This window comes from Blastococcus sp. SYSU DS0616 (assembly GCF_054051015.1).
Genome location: NZ_JBJHAJ010000047.1, coordinates 1 through 15,615, shown reverse-complemented (window position 1 = coordinate 15,615; position 15,615 = coordinate 1). Strand labels below are relative to the sequence as shown.

General features: G+C 74.6%; 14 protein-coding genes. 2 read left to right on the top strand and 12 right to left on the bottom strand.

Annotation, left to right across the window (positions count from 1 at the left end; genetic code table 11):
• Positions 1–101 precede the first annotated feature (101 nt).
• Entirely contained in the window at positions 102–1,184 is a 1,083-nt protein-coding gene (locus ACI79K_RS20830; protein WP_456589774.1) for an alkene reductase, read from the bottom strand.
• A gap of 162 nt (positions 1,185–1,346) precedes the next feature.
• Positions 1,347–3,197 carry an ABC transporter ATP-binding protein gene (locus tag ACI79K_RS20825; RefSeq protein ID WP_456600653.1) on the bottom strand — a complete coding sequence of 617 codons (1,851 nt, stop codon included), beginning with the start codon at positions 3,195–3,197 and terminating at the stop codon, positions 1,347–1,349.
• Positions 3,198–3,284: 87 nt separating this feature from the next.
• On the opposite strand from ACI79K_RS20825, the gene ACI79K_RS20820 reads away from it, so the two are divergent.
• Entirely contained in the window at positions 3,285–3,701 is a 417-nt protein-coding gene (locus ACI79K_RS20820) for a MarR family winged helix-turn-helix transcriptional regulator (protein ID WP_456589776.1), read from the top strand.
• A gap of 64 nt (positions 3,702–3,765) precedes the next feature.
• A complete protein-coding gene (locus tag ACI79K_RS20815) occupies positions 3,766–4,317 on the top strand; it encodes a DUF421 domain-containing protein (RefSeq protein WP_456589777.1) in 552 nt (183 codons plus the stop codon).
• A gap of 350 nt (positions 4,318–4,667) precedes the next feature.
• Here ACI79K_RS20815 and ACI79K_RS20810 read toward each other — a convergent pair whose 3' ends face one another.
• From ACI79K_RS20810 to ACI79K_RS20765, 10 genes are all read right to left on the bottom strand, one after another.
• Positions 4,668–5,477 (bottom strand): cupin domain-containing protein, encoded by an 810-nt coding sequence (locus tag ACI79K_RS20810; RefSeq protein WP_456600652.1) that lies wholly within the window; start codon positions 5,475–5,477, stop codon positions 4,668–4,670.
• Positions 5,474–6,421 (bottom strand): DUF6807 domain-containing protein, encoded by a 948-nt coding sequence (locus tag ACI79K_RS20805; protein ID WP_456600651.1) that lies wholly within the window; start codon positions 6,419–6,421, stop codon positions 5,474–5,476. Before ACI79K_RS20805 ends, ACI79K_RS20810 begins: the two co-directional genes overlap by 4 nt.
• Positions 6,418–7,524, bottom strand: a complete 1,107-nt coding sequence (locus ACI79K_RS20800) for a Gfo/Idh/MocA family protein (RefSeq protein ID WP_456589780.1) — start codon at positions 7,522–7,524, stop codon at positions 6,418–6,420. The genes ACI79K_RS20805 and ACI79K_RS20800 overlap by 4 nt, the downstream gene beginning before the upstream one ends.
• A gap of 105 nt (positions 7,525–7,629) precedes the next feature.
• Positions 7,630–8,742, bottom strand: a complete 1,113-nt coding sequence (locus ACI79K_RS20795; protein WP_456589781.1) for an ABC transporter ATP-binding protein — start codon at positions 8,740–8,742, stop codon at positions 7,630–7,632.
• Between the two features lie 134 nt (positions 8,743–8,876).
• Entirely contained in the window at positions 8,877–9,968 is a 1,092-nt protein-coding gene (locus ACI79K_RS20790; protein ID WP_456589782.1) for a mandelate racemase/muconate lactonizing enzyme family protein, read from the bottom strand.
• Positions 9,965–10,849 carry an NAD-dependent epimerase/dehydratase family protein gene (locus ACI79K_RS20785; protein ID WP_456589783.1) on the bottom strand — a complete coding sequence of 295 codons (885 nt, stop codon included), beginning with the start codon at positions 10,847–10,849 and terminating at the stop codon, positions 9,965–9,967. Before ACI79K_RS20785 ends, ACI79K_RS20790 begins: the two co-directional genes overlap by 4 nt.
• Positions 10,846–11,727, bottom strand: coding sequence for a sugar phosphate isomerase/epimerase family protein (locus ACI79K_RS20780; RefSeq protein WP_456600650.1), 882 nt, complete (start codon positions 11,725–11,727; stop codon positions 10,846–10,848). Before ACI79K_RS20780 ends, ACI79K_RS20785 begins: the two co-directional genes overlap by 4 nt.
• Entirely contained in the window at positions 11,724–12,890 is a 1,167-nt protein-coding gene (locus tag ACI79K_RS20775) for a dihydrodipicolinate synthase family protein (RefSeq protein WP_456600649.1), read from the bottom strand. The genes ACI79K_RS20780 and ACI79K_RS20775 overlap by 4 nt, the downstream gene beginning before the upstream one ends.
• A complete protein-coding gene (locus tag ACI79K_RS20770; RefSeq protein WP_456589786.1) occupies positions 12,887–14,035 on the bottom strand; it encodes a Gfo/Idh/MocA family protein in 1,149 nt (382 codons plus the stop codon). Before ACI79K_RS20770 ends, ACI79K_RS20775 begins: the two co-directional genes overlap by 4 nt.
• Positions 14,036–14,064: 29 nt before the next feature.
• Positions 14,065–15,483, bottom strand: coding sequence for a Gfo/Idh/MocA family protein (locus tag ACI79K_RS20765; RefSeq protein WP_456589787.1), 1,419 nt, complete (start codon positions 15,481–15,483; stop codon positions 14,065–14,067).
• Positions 15,484–15,615: the final 132 nt, after the last annotated feature.

Sequence of the window (15,615 nt, the reverse complement as noted above, 5' to 3'; positions counted from 1 at the left end):
CCCCCCCCCCCCCCCCCCCCCCCCCCCCCCCCCCCCCCCCCCCCCCCCCCCCCCCCCCCCCCCCCCCCCCCCCCCCCCCCCCCCCCCCCCCCCCCCGGTGCTCAGCGCCCCGCGGCGGCCAGCGTCGGGTAGTCGGTGTACCCCTCCGGCCCGGAGGTGTAGAAAGTGCGCGGGTCGGCCTGGGTCTCCGGGTGCTCACCGGCCCAGCGCTCGACCAGGTCGGGGTTGGCGAGCACCGGCCGGCCGACGGCGACGGCCTCGGCGTGCGCCTCCTCGATCAGCCGCACGGCCTCCGCGCGGGTGGTCACCGTGCCGAAGCCGCTGTTGGCGATCAGCGGCCCACCGAAACGGCGGCGCAGCTCCTGCACGAGGTCACCGGCGGGCTCGACGTGCAGCACGCTGAGGTAGGCGAGGCCCAGCGGGCGCAGTCCGTCGACCAGCGCGCCGTAGGTGGCGAGCACGTCGGCGCGGTCGGTCTCCAGGGCGTCCTGGATGTTGTGCTCGGGGGAGATGCGCAGGCCGACCCGCCCCGCGCCGACCTCCTCGGCGACCGCGGCGGCGACCTCGTGCACGAAGCGGGCACGCTTCTCGGGGCTGCCACCGTAGGCGTCCTCGCGCCGGTTGGACGCCGGCGACAGGAACTCGTGCAGCAGGTAGCCGTTGGCCGCGTGCAGCTCCACGCCGTCCAGGCCGGCGTCGACGGCGCGGCGCGAGGCGGCGACGAAGTCGGCGATCGTGGCGCGCACCTCCTCGGTGGTGAGCGCGTGCGGCACCGGGAAGGGCTTCTTGACCCCGCCACCGACGTGCACCTCGCCCTCGATGGCGATCGCGCTGGGGGCGACGACGCGGGTGCCGGTCAGCTCCGGGTGGGAGACCCGGCCGCCGTGCATGACCTGCAGGACGATGCGGCCGCCGCGGGCGTGGACGGCGTCGGCGACGCGCCGCCAGCCCTCGGCCTGCTCGTCGGTGACGATGCCCGGCTGCCCGGCGAACGCGCGCGACTCGTCGTTGGGGAAGGTCCCCTCGGTGATGATCAGGCCCACGCCGGCGCGCTGCTCGTAGTGCTCGACGACGACGTCGCGGGGAATCGCGGCGCGGCCGGAGCGCATCCGGGTGAGCGGTGCCATGACGACGCGGTTGGCCAGCTCGAGGTCGCCGAGCCGCACGGGGGAGAACAGGTCCATGACCGGCGCAACCGCCGGCGGTGACCAACCGATTCCGGGGCGTGCGTCACTTCGCCGCCGCGGTGCTGGGGCTTCGCCGCCCTCGCTGTGTGGCCGCCGTCCTCGTGGTGCACCGCGAGGACGGCGGCCGCACGGCGAGGACGAGTGGGGGAGCTGCGCCCGTCACCCGGCGAGGACGGCGTCCCGCTGCGCGATCCCGGCCAGCCGGGCGTACCGGCCGCCGAGGGCGAGGAGCTCCTCGTGGGTACCCTGCTCGGCGACCCGGCCGGCGTCCAGGACGACGATCCGGTCGGCGTCGCGCACGGTGGAGAGCCGGTGCGCGATGGTGATCGTCGTCCGCCCGCGGCTGGCCTCGTCGAGCGCCGCCTGCACCGCCCGCTCCGTCTCGTTGTCCAGGGCGCTGGTCGCCTCGTCGAGCACCAGCACCCGCGGGTCGCGCAGCAGCGTGCGGGCGATCGCCAGCCGCTGCTTCTCCCCGCCGGAGAACCGGTGCCCCCGCGCGCCGACCACCGTGTCGTAGCCGTCGGGCAGCGCGGCGATGACCTCGTGCACCTGCGCGCGGCGGGCGGCGTCGACGAGCTCGGCGTCGGTGGCCTCGGGCCGGGCGTGCAGCAGGTTCTCCCGCACGGTGCCGTGCAGCAGGTAGGTCTCCTGGCTGACGACGCCGACGATCCGCGCGAGATCGGCCAGCCGCAGGTCGCGGACGTCGACGCCGTCGATCAGCACCCGCCCGGTCGTGGGGTCGTTCAGCCGGGCCACCAGCGAGGCCAGCGTGCTCTTGCCGGAGCCGGTCTCCCCCACCAGCGCCAGGGTCGAGCCGGCGGGCACGGTCACGTCGACGTCGGCCAGCGCGGGGCGAACGCCGTCCGGGTAGCGGAAGCCGACGTGCTCGAACCGCACCTCGCCGCGGACGGAGGCGGCGTCGACGGCGACCGGGTCGGCGGGGTCGTCGATGTCGACGGGCAGGTCGAGGTACTCGAACACCCGGCTGAAGAGCGCCATGGAGGCGGTCAGCGAGACACCGATGTCCAGCAGCTGCATCAGCGGCCGGAACAGCGCACCCTGCAGCGTGGTGAAGGCGACGAGGGTGCCGATGGTCATCCCGCCCGACGTCGCCGGCAGCCCGGCGGCCAGGTAGATCAGCGCAGGGATGCCGGCGAAGACGATGCTCATGGTGGCCATCCGCCAGCGGCCGGCCAGCTGCGAGCGCACCTCGAGGTCGACCAGGAACTCCGACGTGCCGGCGAACCGCCGCGACTGCGCCGGGCCCGCGCCCAGCGTCTTGCCCAGCAGGACGCCGCTGACGCTCAGCCCCTCCTCGACCTGGGAGTGCAGGTCGGCCAGGTGCCGTTGCCGCTGGGCGGTGATGGTCCGGCGCATGCGGGCGACGCGGCGGGTCAGCCAGACGGCCGGCGGGAGCACGACCAGCGACAGCAGCGACAACCGCCAGCTGAGCACCACCATGGCCGCGACCGTGCCGATGACCGTGGTGGCGTTCGCGGCGAACGAGGTGGCGGTCGAGGTGACCACCGACTGCATGCTGCCGACGTCGTTCATCAGCCGCGACTGCACCTCGCCACCCTTGGTGCGCGTGAAGAAGCCCAGCGACTGGCGCTGCAGGTGGGTGAAGACGGCCGTCCGGAGGCCGTGCATGACCCGCTGGCCGACGGTCGTGGACAGCCAGGTCTGCACCACGCCGAAGATCGCCGTGACCACGGTGACGGCGATCATCCCGGCGACGGCCCACAGCAGCAGGGGGACGTCCTGCCCGGGGATCGCCTCGTCGATGACCAGGCGGATGAGGAACGGGGTGGCCAGCGCGACGGCGGACGACGCCACGATCAGCGCCACCACGACCCCCAGCTGCCAGCGGTAGGGCCGGAACAGCCCGGCGACCCGGCTCCAGCGGACCGGGGACCGCTCGAGCTGGGCGAGGTCGGCCGGATCTGGCTTGCGGCCGACGTTCTCGCCGCCGCCACCACCCCGGCCACCGCCGCGGCCGCCACCCGTCATCGTCTCGCTGATGTCGCCACCCCCGTTCTCGGTTGCTGAGGTTACCTCACTGTCTGGGAACCTCCGGATCATCGCTACCATTCCCCCGTGACGGAGGACGGGACCGGCGAGCTGGGCGACCTGCTGATGCGGGTGGCGCGCACGCAGCGCCGTCGCTGGCGCGAGGCCCTCGCGCCCTGGGACCTCTCCCCGCACCAGGCCCGGGCCCTGCGGGTGGTCTGCGAGCGGGACGGCGTCCGGCTCTCCGACCTGGCCGAGGCGCTGCACATCGCACCCCGATCGGCGACCGAGGTGGCCGACGGCCTGCAGGAACGCGGCCTCGTCGAGCGCAGCCCCGACCCGGGCGACCGGCGGGCGGTGATCGTCCGCCCCACCGACGAGGGCCGGCGGGTCCGGCGGGAGGTGGGGCGCGCTCGGGCCGCCGACTCCGCCGAGCTGTTCGCCCGCCTCGGCCCCGAGGACCGCGCCACCCTCGCCCGGATCCTGCACGACCTCACCGACTGACGCCCCGGGCCGGCAGCCCCCGAGAATGGGCGGCACGACCGTCGCCGTCCGGGGAGGCCCGAAGATGGATCAGCTGGGGATCGACTGGGAGCGGGCGGGGCTCGTCGTGCTCTCCACCGTGGCCATGTACCTGTTGCTGATCCTCTGCGTCCGGCTCGTCGGACAGCGCAGCCTCGCCACCATGTCCAGCTTCGACCTCGGCTGCGCGATCGCACTCGGCGCCGTCATCGGCCGCACGGTGCTGCTGCTCGACCCCACCCTGGCCACAGGTGCCCTCGCCATGGTCACCCTCTTCGGAACCCAGACGGCGCTGGCCCGGCTGCGGCGCAGCCGGTGGGCCGACCGGCTGATGAACCGCCCCCCGGTGCTGCTCATGGCCGGCGCGACTCCGCTGCACGAGAACCTGCGCGCCGCGCACGTCGCCGAGGACGAACTGCGGCAGAAGCTGCGGCTGGCCGGCATCCGGAACCTCGCGGAGGTGCGATGCGTCGTCCTCGAGCGCACCGGGGCGGTGAGCGTCATCCGGCAGTCCGAGCCGCTGGACCCGTGGCTCTTCTCCGACGTGCCGGACGCCGCCCGGCTGGTCCCCGCCGCCGGCCCCGGCCGTCCCGCCTGAGCCACCGGGCGCCCCCATCCGCGGAGGACGCGCCGCCCGGGTCAGCGGGAGCGCCGCTGACCGGTGCTGCTGGAGGTCACGGCCTCCCCGCCGCCGCGGATGGCCGACCGGGCCTCCTCGCCGGCATGAGCGGTGCTGCCACCGGACGCCCACTGCACGCCGAGCGGGTTCCCGACGACGACGTCCGCGCCTGCGCCCCGGAGAGTGCGCCGGCCCCGGTGGCCGGGTGCGACGCCGTCACGGCCGATGGCGACGGATGGCTACGGTCCGTCGTCGGGTTCCTCGACCGGGGACCCGGTCGGCGCGGGCAGCGCCGCGATGCGGGCGGCCGGCGGTGGCGCCCCCCGGCCTCACGCGCCGGGGCGGCGCCGCTCGTCGCCGGGTGCTTCCGGGAACGGGGGGGCCGACGCCTCGCGCTCGGGCAGGTAGGGCGAGAGGAAACCGCACATGCCGAGCACCGGGTCGGACCGCCGGGACAGGTGGTGCACACCAGCGGCGCGCAGGTGGTCGGCCTTGCCCAGCTGGAGGGCGTCCAGCCGGTCGCCGGTGCGCTGCGCCGCCGCCAGTGCACCCGCCCGCCAGCGCTCCCGCCAGTCCGGTACGCGAGACCGGACGAGGGCGGCAGCGGCCGCGTGGAAGGCGGCCAGCGCCCCCCGGTCCCCGGCCTCGGTGCGTCGTCGCAGCTGGAGGAACCCCTCGACGGCCAGATCGCGACGGGCACGGGCCCGCTCGGGGGTGGGGCGCCCGTCAGGACCCGTCAGGGACGTCGCGGCCGCGTACGCGTCCGGATCGCGCAGGTACTCCCCCGGCACGGTCAGCACGGCGTCGCCGGCCTCCGGCAGGCCGCTGTTCTCCATGACGACGACGACCCGCAGCTCCTCGTCGTTCACGGCCCGATGGATGGTCCCGGGCGTGAACCACACGACGTCGCCGGCGACGAGGGGCACCTCCCCGGCGCCGCCCTCCATCGTGAGCGTCTGCAGTCGCCCCCGGCCGCCGACGACCACGTAGGCCTCCGAGCAGCACAGGTGCAGGTGCGGGGAACCCCCGTGCAGGCCGTCGTGGGTACCCCACGGGTAGACGTCCAGGCCGCTGAGGCCGACCGCCCCCGGCAACGGCGCCGGCGGGGCGCCCGCCGCGGGGTGCCGGGCGCCCGTCACAGCGGGTGCTCGGCCACGTGGGCCGCCACGTCGCTGCGGGTCCAGGGCCGGTCGACGACCACCACCCGGTGCCGCAGGGTGAGGGCGTCCCCCGGCGCGAGCGTCACCTCCTCGGAGAAAGCCGGTGAGGGATTCACCGCGGGGAACGGCTCACGGCGGACGAACCAGCGCAACGGCACCGCCGCGGAACTGGTCCCGGCCATGAAGAGGAGGGTCGCGCCGCCGTCGACCTCGTCGTGCAGACCCGTGTAGGCCAGCCACGGCGAGGTGGCGCCCATCGGCTCCGGTGCGGCGTCCTCGTCGGCGACGAGCACCTCTCCCCCGGTGAAGCCGCGCGGTCCCCGCCAGAAGAACCCGGTGTAGCCGGCGTCGGGGCGTCCGTGCGTGGTCGGGCTGCCGACGTGCAGGTCCCGGCCGCGGACGTTGCAGAGCTCGGTGCCGAAGTCCAGCGCCCAGGTGCCCCGCTCGACGTCGACCCCGTGCCAGCGCAACTCGCGCCGCTCGGTGACCCAGTCCTCACCGGCGGCGGTCACCCAGGTGAGCTCCTCGACCAGGCGGACCTCGTGGTCGGCCACGACGAACTCGGCGAAGCGGTCGTGCCGCATGCGGCCGATGTTGTCGACGGGGACGTACCCCTGCCCGTGGCGGTAGCTGTAGCCGCCCCAGAAGTTCTGGTCCGACAGGTGGGACACGGTCATCTGCAGGCCCTTGTGCCAGCGGTGGTCGTGCGGTCGATAGGCCGACACCAGCCCGCCGGAGAGAGTCCGCAGGGGGTGCAGGTAGGGCTTCCGGGACTCGAAGTCCGGCACCTGGGGGTCGTAGTCGTACGACGCGATCTCGACCCGCCCGGCACCCTCGCCGACGCCGACGCCGACGCCGTCGCCCTCGACGGCGACGACCACGCGGCGGCCGTGCTCGTGGACGACCCGGAGCGCGGCGCTCACCGCTGACCCCCGGTGGTCGCCAGGTCGCCACCGAGCCGGTCGTAGTGCGGGCTGCCGGGTACGAGATCGGCCCGGGCGACGCTGCCCCCGGACGCCGAGGAGCGGTAGAGACCGGTGACCAGTTCCATCGTCTCGCGGCCCTGCCGGCCGCTGACCAGCGGGCGCTCCCGCCGGTCGAAGGAGTCGAGCAGGCTCCGCAGCTGCGCCACGTGCCCGCTCGCCACCCCGCCCGTGGGGGCCCAGCCGGCGATCCGCTCCCGGTCGGTGACGTGCGGAGCCGGCGTCCACGTCCAGTCGTCGTCCCCGTAGCCGTACAGGTGCTCCAGCTCGACGGTCGCGTCGGTGAAGTCGAACCGCAGGTAGCTGGTCTCCCGCGGGGAGAGCACGCTGTTGACGATCGAGGCCATGGCGCCGGACTCGAAGGTCACCACCGCCATCGCGACGTCCTCGGTCTCGACCCGCCGGTCGAGCGTTCCGGTGACCGCGCTGACCTCGCGCCAGTTCCCGAGCACGGACAGCAGCAGGTCCATCTGATGGATGCCGTGGCTCATCGTCGGTCCGCCGCCCTCGGTCTCCCAGCGGCCCCGCCACGGCACCTCGTAGTAGTCGTGGCCGCGATACCAGAGGGTGTGGCAGACGGCGACGAGCGGGCGCCCGAGCGCACCGGTGCGCACCTGCTCGCGCAGCCGCTGGGCGCCCGAACCGAAGCGGTGCTGGAAGACGTAGGCGACGTACGGCCCACCCTCCTGCTCGCGCTCGGCGACGGCGTCCAGGTCGAGGAGGGAGAGCATCGGCGGCTTCTCGCACCACACCCAGGCCCCGGCGTCGAGGCACGCCGTGACGCCCTCGAGGTGGGCCGACGGCGGGGTGCACAGCGTGACCAGGTCCGGTGACTCGGCGGCGAGCATCGCCCGGATGTCGCCGTAGACGCCGGGCACGCCCCAGCGCCCGGCGAGCTCGCGGGCACGGGTGAGGTCGACGTCGGCGATCGCGACGACCTGGACCCGCTCCCCCACGTCTGCCAGCGCGGGAAGATGGCGGTCATCGGCGATCGCGCCGGCTCCGACGACGGCGACCCGGACCGGCGTGGTTGCGTGGTCCACAGGAATCCTCACTGCGCGGTCGGCCGCCGGGGGCAGCCGCGGACGACGGTCTGGTCGCACCGTCCGGCGAGGCGTCCGCCCGACGGTGGGACCGGGGGATGCCGATCAGCGGGACAGCCGCGCCCCGGTGCTGGTGGAGAACACGTGCTCCTCACCACCGCGGATGACGAACCGGACCTCGTCACCGGCCCGCGGCGGCCGCCGGGCGTCGACCCGCGCGACGATCTGCGCGGTGTCCCCGCCGTGCAGGTGCTCGGCGAGTTCCTGATCCAGCAGCGAGGCGTAGACGTAGGCGTCCGAGCCGAGTTCCTCGACCAGGTCGACGCAGGCCCGGAACCCCGCCTCGCCGGGCGGGGCCACCTCGATCGCCTCGGGACGGAAGCCCAGGGTGACCGACCGGTCGGAGCCGGCCGCCGCGACGGTCTCGCGGGACAGCGGAACGATCAGCTCGCCGAGCCGGGCACCGCCCTCGACCAGCGGCACCTCCGCGAGGTTCATCGCCGGGGAGCCGATGAAGCCGGCCACGAAGACGTTGGCCGGCCGGTCGTACATCTCCCGCGGGCTGTCGACCTGCTGGAGGATCCCGTCCTTGAGCACCGCCACCCGGTCGCCCATCGTCATGGCCTCGACCTGGTCGTGGGTGACGTAGACGGTGGTGATGCCCAGGCGGCGCTGCAGCGAGGCGATCTGGGTGCGGGTCTGCACCCGCAGCTTGGCGTCCAGGTTGCTCAGCGGCTCGTCCATCAGGAACACCTGGGGCTGGCGCACGATCGCCCGCCCCATCGCCACCCGCTGCCGCTGCCCGCCCGACAGCGCCTTGGGCTTGCGGTCCAGGTAGTCCTCGAGGTCCAGCAGCTTGGCCGCCTCCCGCACCCGGGTGGCCCGCTCGTCCTTGCCCATCCCGGCGATCTTCAGGGCGAAGCCCATGTTGTCGGCCACGCTCATGTGCGGGTACAGCGCGTAGTTCTGGAACACCATCGCGATGTCACGGTCCTTGGGCGGCACGTCGGTGACGTCGCGGTCGCCGATCCGGATCGCGCCGCCGTCGACCTCCTCCAGCCCGGCCAGCATCCGCAGCGACGTCGACTTCCCGCAGCCCGACGGGCCGACCAGCACGAGGAACTCGCCGTCCTCGACCGCCAGGTCCAGCTGGTCGACCGCCGGCGTCGAACCGCCGGGGTAGAGCCGGGTCGCCTTGTCGTAGGTGACCGATGCCATCGGGGAGCTCCCTCGCTCTGACGGGGTGGGACGGGCGGCGCGGAACGGTCCCGACGCGAACGCGTGGGGCCGCGCTCCCGCACGGTGTGACTCCGCTCACCCTATGGGCAAGCGCTTTCCGGCGTCAAGGATCCTCATCCGGTCAGCTCCGCCATCCGGTCGGTGGCGAAGACCAGGCCGTGCCCGGGGGCGGTGTCGGCACGCAGGACGCCGTCGGCGATGGCCACCCCGCTGGGCCGGGCGAGCGCCCCCAGCGCCGCGAACGAGGCGTCCTCGACGTCCTCGACCATGGTGGTCAGCGGCAGGCACATCGCCAACTGGCCGGAGAGGTCCGGCAGCAGATGGGGCGCCACCGGCACGCTCGCCGCAGCCGCCAGCTGGGCGATCCGCAGGAACGGCGTGATGCCCCCCACCCGCACGACGTTGGGCTGGACGACGTCGGCCGCCCCGGACGCCAGCAGCGCGCGGTACTGGAACGCGGTGTAGACGTTCTCCCCCACCGCGATCGGCACGCCCAGCCCGGCGTCGTGCAACCGGCCCAGCGCGGGCAGGTCGTCGGCGACCAGCGGCTCCTCGACCCAGTGCAGGTCGAAGGCCGACATGGCCCGGACCGCACGCATCGCCGTCGGCAGGTCCCAGCGCTGGTTCGCGTCGACCATCAGCCGGCGGTGCGGTCCGAGCACCGCGCGGACGGCGGCCACCCGCTCGACGTCCTCGGCCAGGTCCGGCCGGCCCACCTTGATCTTCACCGCGGTGCACCCGTCGGCGACCCAGCGCTCGGTCTGGGCGACCAGCTCCTCGAGGGAGTAGTGGAAGTTGACCCCGCTGCCGTAGACGGCGACCGAGTCCCGCCGGCGGCCCAGGTGGTCGACCAGGCTCCGCCCGGCGGCCTTCGCCGCGAGGTCCCACAGCGCGGTGTCGACGGCGGCGATCGCCATCGTGGTCAGCCCGCCACCGCCGGCCTCGTGCAGGTGCCACCAGAGCCGGTCCCAGACCACGCCGGGCTCCACCGGCCCGCCGACGACCACCGGGGCGACGTCGGAGTCGACGAGCGCCTGCAGCGCGCGGGCCCCGATCGACGGCGTCCAGCTGAACCCGGTGCCGGTGCGCCCGTCGCTGGTCTCCAGCTCGGTGACCAGCAGGTGCAGCGCGGGCACGTCGGCGCCCCACGGCCGGGACAGCGGCAGCCGGAACAGCCGGCTGGACAGCCGGGTGACCGTGCTCATCGCAGCTCCGTGCGCCAGCTGCGCGACGCCGTCCAGCCCAGCAGCCGCTCGGCCTTCGCGGTGCTGAACGCCGGGCTGGTGCCGGTCAGCCCGGCCGCCAGCTCGGGCGCGACCCCGGAGTGCTCGGGCAGCAGCTCGGCCAGCGGCGCCTCGGCCAGCGCGTCCCGCGCGCCGACGAAGTACACCTCGCCGTTGGGCACCTCACCGGCCTTGCCCAGCAACGTGTCCAGGAAGTCCGCGCAGTCCCGGGCGTCGACGTAGTTGAACAGCGAGACCGCGCCGTGCCGCGGGTCGGCGATCCGCTCGCGCACCGTGTGCCCCTGCTGGGTCGGCGCGCCCGCCCACTCCTCCGGGGCGATCACGAAGCACGGCCGGAACGCCGCCAGCCGCACCCGGTCGCCGTACTGGGCGGCGAACATCCGCATGGTCTGCTCGGCGGCCAGCTTGGACAGCCCGTAGGCGTTCCACGGCCGCGCCGGGTGGTCCTCGTCCAGCGGCAGGTACCGCGGCGCCCAGCCGGCCGGGCTGCCGTACCCCATGACCGTGGGGCTGCTGGCGGTCACCACGGTGCCGACGCCGGAGTCGACCGCGGCCTGCAGCACGTTGTAGGCCAGCGCGGTGTTGGTCGCGTGGATGACCGACTCGGGACGGCTGAACGGGACGGCGATGGCCGCCAGGTGCACCACGGCGTCGGGCCGGTAGCGGGCCATGACGCCGTAGGCCTGGCCGAGGTCGGCCAGGTCGGCGGGGAACGTCGCGGCGGCCTTCTCCGACGGCGCCGCGGTGACGTCGACCGAGACGACCTCGTGGCCGGCGTCGGCCAGCCCGTCGACGACGCTGCGGCCCAGCCGGCCGGCACCCCCGGTGACCAGCACCCTCACGCCGACTCCACCCTGCCCGCGCCCACGCCACCCGCCCCGACGCCGGGCACCACGACGTCCAGGTAGCGCTGCTTCACCGTCTCCACGACCTCGGCCTTGGGCTGGGCCCAGACGTCGGCGTTGAAGATCTCCACCTCGACGTCCCCGGTCCAGCCCGCGGCCTCGACCGCGGCCACGAACGGCGGGAAGTCGATCACCCCGTCGCCCATGTAGCCGCGGGCCATCAGCGCGTCGGCCGGGATCGGCATGAGGAAGTCGCAGACCTGGAAGGAGGCGATCCGCTCCCCGGCCCGCTCGATCGACCGCCACACCTCCGGGTCCCACCAGAGGTGGAAGGTGTCGATCACGACGCCCACCTGCGCCGACGGGAACGGTGCGGCCAGGTCGAGGGCCTGGGCGAGGGTGGAGAGCACGGCCCGGTCGGCGCAGTACATCGGGTGCAGCGCCTCCAGGGCGAGCCGGACGCCGCGCTCCCCCGCGTACGGCGCGAGCTCGGCCAGCGCATCGGCCACCCGCTCCCGGGCTCCCACCAGGTCCCGCGATCCGGCCGGCAGCCCGCCGACCACCATCACCAGCGACCCCGCGTCCAGGGCGGCGGCCTCGTCGATCGCCCGCCGGTTGTCCTCGAGGGCCGCGGCCCGGGCGGCCGGGTCGGTCGCGGTCAGGAACCCACCGCGGCAGTGCGAGGACACCCGCAGCCCGGCGTCGCGGATCAGCTTCGCCGTCCGTTCCAGCCCGAACTCGGCGACCGGCTCACGCCACGTGCCGAGCGCGGAGAGCCCCGCCGCGGCCACCCCGTCGACGAAGTCGGGCATCGACCAGCCCTCGACCGTCTTGTGGTTGATCGACAGCTTCGCCAGCCGCGGGTCGGCGCTCACTGGTCCACCCCCACCGTCTGCAGGTAGGTGCGCATCCGGCTCGCGGCGAGCTCCGGGTCGGGCAGCAGCCCGGCGGCGTCGGCCAGCCGGAACACCTCGGCCAGGTGCTGCGGGCTGCGGGCGCTCTCCAGCCCGCCGACCATCCGGAAGCCCGGCTGGTGACCGGCCAGCCAGGCGAGGAAGACGATCCCGGTCTTGTAGTAGTAGGTGGGCGCGCCGAACAGGTGCCGGGACAGCGCCACGGTCGGCTCCAGCAGCCGGTCGTAGGTGGCCAGGTCGCCGCGGTCCAGCGCCTGCAGCGCGGTGGAGGCGGCCGGGGCGATCGCGTCGAAGATGCCCAGCAGGGCGTGCGAGTACGACTCGCCGTCCCCGCGCACCAGCGTCGGGTAGTTGAAGTCGTCGCCGGTGTAGAGCCGGACGCCGTCGGGCAGCCGGCGGCGCATGTCCACCTCGTGCGCCTCGTCGAGCATCGAGACCTTGATGCCGTCGACCTTGGCGCTGTGGTCGGCGATCACCTGCAGCACGGTGTCGGTGGCCTCGGCCAGCTGCGCCGAGCCCCAGTAGCCGGCCAGCGCGGGGTCGAACATGGGGCCCAACCAGTGCAGGATCACCGGCCGGGACACCTGCTCGAGCAGCCGGCCGTAGACCTTGGCGTAGTCCTCGGCGCTGCCGGCCACCCGGGCCAGCTGCCGGCTGGCCATGATGATCACGTTGGCCCCGGCGCCCTCGATCACCTCGATCTGCTCGAGGTAGGCGGCCAGCACCTCGTCGGTGCCGGCCAGCTCGGCCGGCGCCTGGTCGGTGCCCGCCCCGCAGGCCAGGAGCCCGCCGCAGGCCTGCGCCTCGGCGGCCGAGCGGCGGATCAGCTCGGCGGTGGTGCTCCAGGGCATGCCCATGCCGCGCTGGGCGGTGTCCATCGCGTCGGCGACGCCCAGGCCGTAGGACCACAGGTGCCGGCGGAAGGCCAGGGTCGCGTCCCAGTCGACGTCCACCGGCGCACCCGGGGTGTTGTCGCCGAGCGGGTCGGCGACGACGTGCGCGGCGGCGTAGGCGGTGCGGCTGGTCAGCGGGCCGTCGGGGCGGGTGAAGGCGCCGGGCTCGCCGAGCCGGTGCTCGCCGACGGTGCCGTCGGCGCGGGGCAGGAGGACGGCCGGGCCGCTCACACCGTCACCTCGGGGATCTCGATCCGGCGGCCCTCGGCGGAGGACTGCAGGCCCAGCTCGGCGACCTGGACGCCGCGCGCACCGGCGAGGAAGTCGTACGGGTGCGGGGCGTCCTCCAGCACGTGGCGGAGGAACTGCTCCCACTGCGCCCGGAAGCCGTTGTCCAGGTCGGCGTTGTCCGGCACGACCTGCCACTGGTCGCGGAACCGCTCGGTGACCGGCAGGTCGGGGTTCCACACCGGCTTGGGCGTGGTGGCGCGGTGCTGGATCTTGCACTCGCGCAGCCCGGCGACGGCGCTGCCCTCGGTGCCGTCGACCTGGAACTCGACCAGCTCGTCCCGGTAGACCCGCACCGCCCACGAGGAGTTGATCTGCGCGATCACGCCGCCGGGCAGCTCGAAGATCCCGTACGCGGCGTCGTCGGCGGTGGCCGGGTAGGCCTGCCCGTGCTCGTCGATGCGGGTCGGGATGTGCGTGACCGCCTTGGCGGTGACCGCCTCCGGCCGGCCGAAGAGGTTCTCCAGCACGTAGGACCAGTGGCAGAACATGTCGACGACGATCCCGCCGCCGTCCTCCTTGCGGTAGTTCCAGCTGGGCCGCTGGGCCTCCTGCCAGTCACCCTCGAAGACCCAGTAGCCGAACTCGCCGCGCACCGACAGGATGCGGCCGAAGAAGCCGCCGTCGATCAGCCGCTTCAGCTTCACCAGGCCCGGCAGGTAGAGCTTGTCGTGGACCACCCCGTTCTTCACCCCGGCCTCGGCGGCCAGCCGGGCCAGCTCCAGAGCGCCGTCGAGGGACTCCGCGGTCGGCTTCTCGGTGTAGACGTGCTTGCCGGCGGCGATCGCGGCCTTGATCGACTTCTCCCGCGCCTGGGTGACCTGCGCGTCGAAGTAGATCGGCGCGGAGTCGTCGCGCAGCGCCTCGTCCAGGTCCGTCGTCCACCGCTCGATGCCGTGCTGGGCGGCCAGGTCGGCCAGCTTGCGCTCGTTGCGCCCGACCAGGATCGGCTCGGGCACGACCCTGCGGCCGTCGGCGAGCTCCAGGCCGCCGGCGTCCCGGATCGCGAGGATGGACCGGACCAGGTGCTGGCGGTAGCCCATCCGGCCGGTGACGCCGTTCATGATGATGCCGATCGAGCTGGACACGGTGCTTGCCTCCGGGGCGGGTGAAGGGGTCATCGGGTGCTCCCGGCGGGAGCGGCTGCGACCTCGGGCCGCAGCGGGATGCCGAAGTCGGCCAGGTGCACGACCTGGCCGGTGGTCAGGGACCGGTTGGCGGCCGCGCCGACGAGGACGCTGCGGACGCCGTCGAGCCAGCCGGCCGCCTGGCCGAGCGGGTCGGGTCGGGTGCCGGGGCGGAACAGGTCGTCGAGGAGGAGGGCGTCGCCGCCACCGTGCGCGCCGGGCCCCTCCGGCACCTGGATCCGCTGGGCGGTCTCCCAACGGCGCTGCAGCAGCAGCTCGGTGCCCTCGGTGCGGGCACCGGAGGACGCCGGGGCCGCCTCGGGGGTGGCGCTGGGGTCGACGGCCACGCCGAACCCGCCGATGACGTCGTCGGCGGCGATCACCGCCGCCCGCTCGACCACCGACAGCTCGATCCGGCCCTCGGTGCCGTTGATGCTCACCCGGTAGCCCTCCCACGGGCCGTGGGCGTTGAGCGAGTAGCTGAGCATCGGGCCGCCGCCGTAGCCGAGCAGCAGCGCCATGTTGTCCTCGATGGTGATGCCCGGGGAGAACACGTCCTGGTCGCGGACGTAACCGTCCTCGGCCTCGGCGTCGAGGTAGAGCGCGCGCAGCCGGTCGTTCCCGGCCAGGTCGAGGGCGAACGGGTCGCGGCCGGCGTCCGGGGCGCCGTGGCTGCGCGCCGGACGTTCGCCCAGGCCCCGCTCCTTCGCGTTGGCGTCGCCGTAGAAGCGCAGGTCGCCGAGGGCGAAGACGGTCTCGGGAACCGCGTCGACCCACCAGTTGACCAGGTCGAAGTGGTGCGTGGCCTTGTGCACGAACAGGCCGCCGGACAGCGACTTGTCCCGGTGCCAGCGGCGGAAGTAGTCGGCGCCGTGGACGGAGTCCAGCACCCACTCGAAGTGCACCGAGGTGACCGCGCCGATCGCGCCCTCGGCGACGAGCCGGCGGACGGCGGCGTTCCGCGGCGAGTAGCGGTAGTTGAAGGTGACGACCAGGTCGCGCCCGCTGTCGGCGACCGCGTCCACGATCGTGGCGCAGCCCGCGGCGTCGGTGGTGAGCGGCTTCTCGCAGATGACGTCGTGCCCGGCGCGCAGCGCGCGGGAGACGTACTCCGCGTGCGTGTGGTCGACGCTGGCGACGATGACGGTGTCCGGGCGCTCGGCCTCGAGCATCGAGTCGAAGTCCTGCGGCGCGTACGCCGGCAGGGGCGCCGCGCCGGGGTGGGCCGCGGCGTACTGGCGCTGGTAGTAGGCCATGCGGACGCGGTTGGGGTCGCAGAGGGCGACCAGCCGGCCCACGTCGGCGTGGCTGCCCAGCAGCGCCGCGACGTACATCTCCGCGCGGTGGCCGGTGCCGACGATCGCGTACCTGCGCGGCGCCGGGGGCGCGGACGAGTCGGTGGAGGTCACGTCTCCCTCTCGGTGGTCGGACGGGTGGCGCGGGGGGCGGTGGGGGGGGGGGGGGGGGGGGGGGGGGGGGGGGGGGGGGGCGGGGGGCGGCTGTCGGCGGTCTCCCCCTCGACCCCCGAGCGCCCCCCTCCC

Excerpts from the sequence above, each read along its gene's own strand:
- ACI79K_RS20830 (WP_456589774.1), bottom strand. The coding sequence starts at position 1,184 with ATGGACCTGTTCTCCCCCGTGCGGCTCGGCGACCTCGAGCTGGCCAAC.
- ACI79K_RS20825 (WP_456600653.1), bottom strand. The coding sequence starts at position 3,197 with ATGACGGGTGGCGGCCGCGGCGGTGGCCGGGGTGGTGGCGGCGGCGAG.
- ACI79K_RS20815 (WP_456589777.1), top strand. The coding sequence starts at position 3,766 with ATGGATCAGCTGGGGATCGACTGGGAGCGGGCGGGGCTCGTCGTGCTC.
- ACI79K_RS20795 (WP_456589781.1), bottom strand. The coding sequence starts at position 8,742 with ATGGCATCGGTCACCTACGACAAGGCGACCCGGCTCTACCCCGGCGGT.
- ACI79K_RS20790 (WP_456589782.1), bottom strand. The coding sequence starts at position 9,968 with ATGAGCACGGTCACCCGGCTGTCCAGCCGGCTGTTCCGGCTGCCGCTG.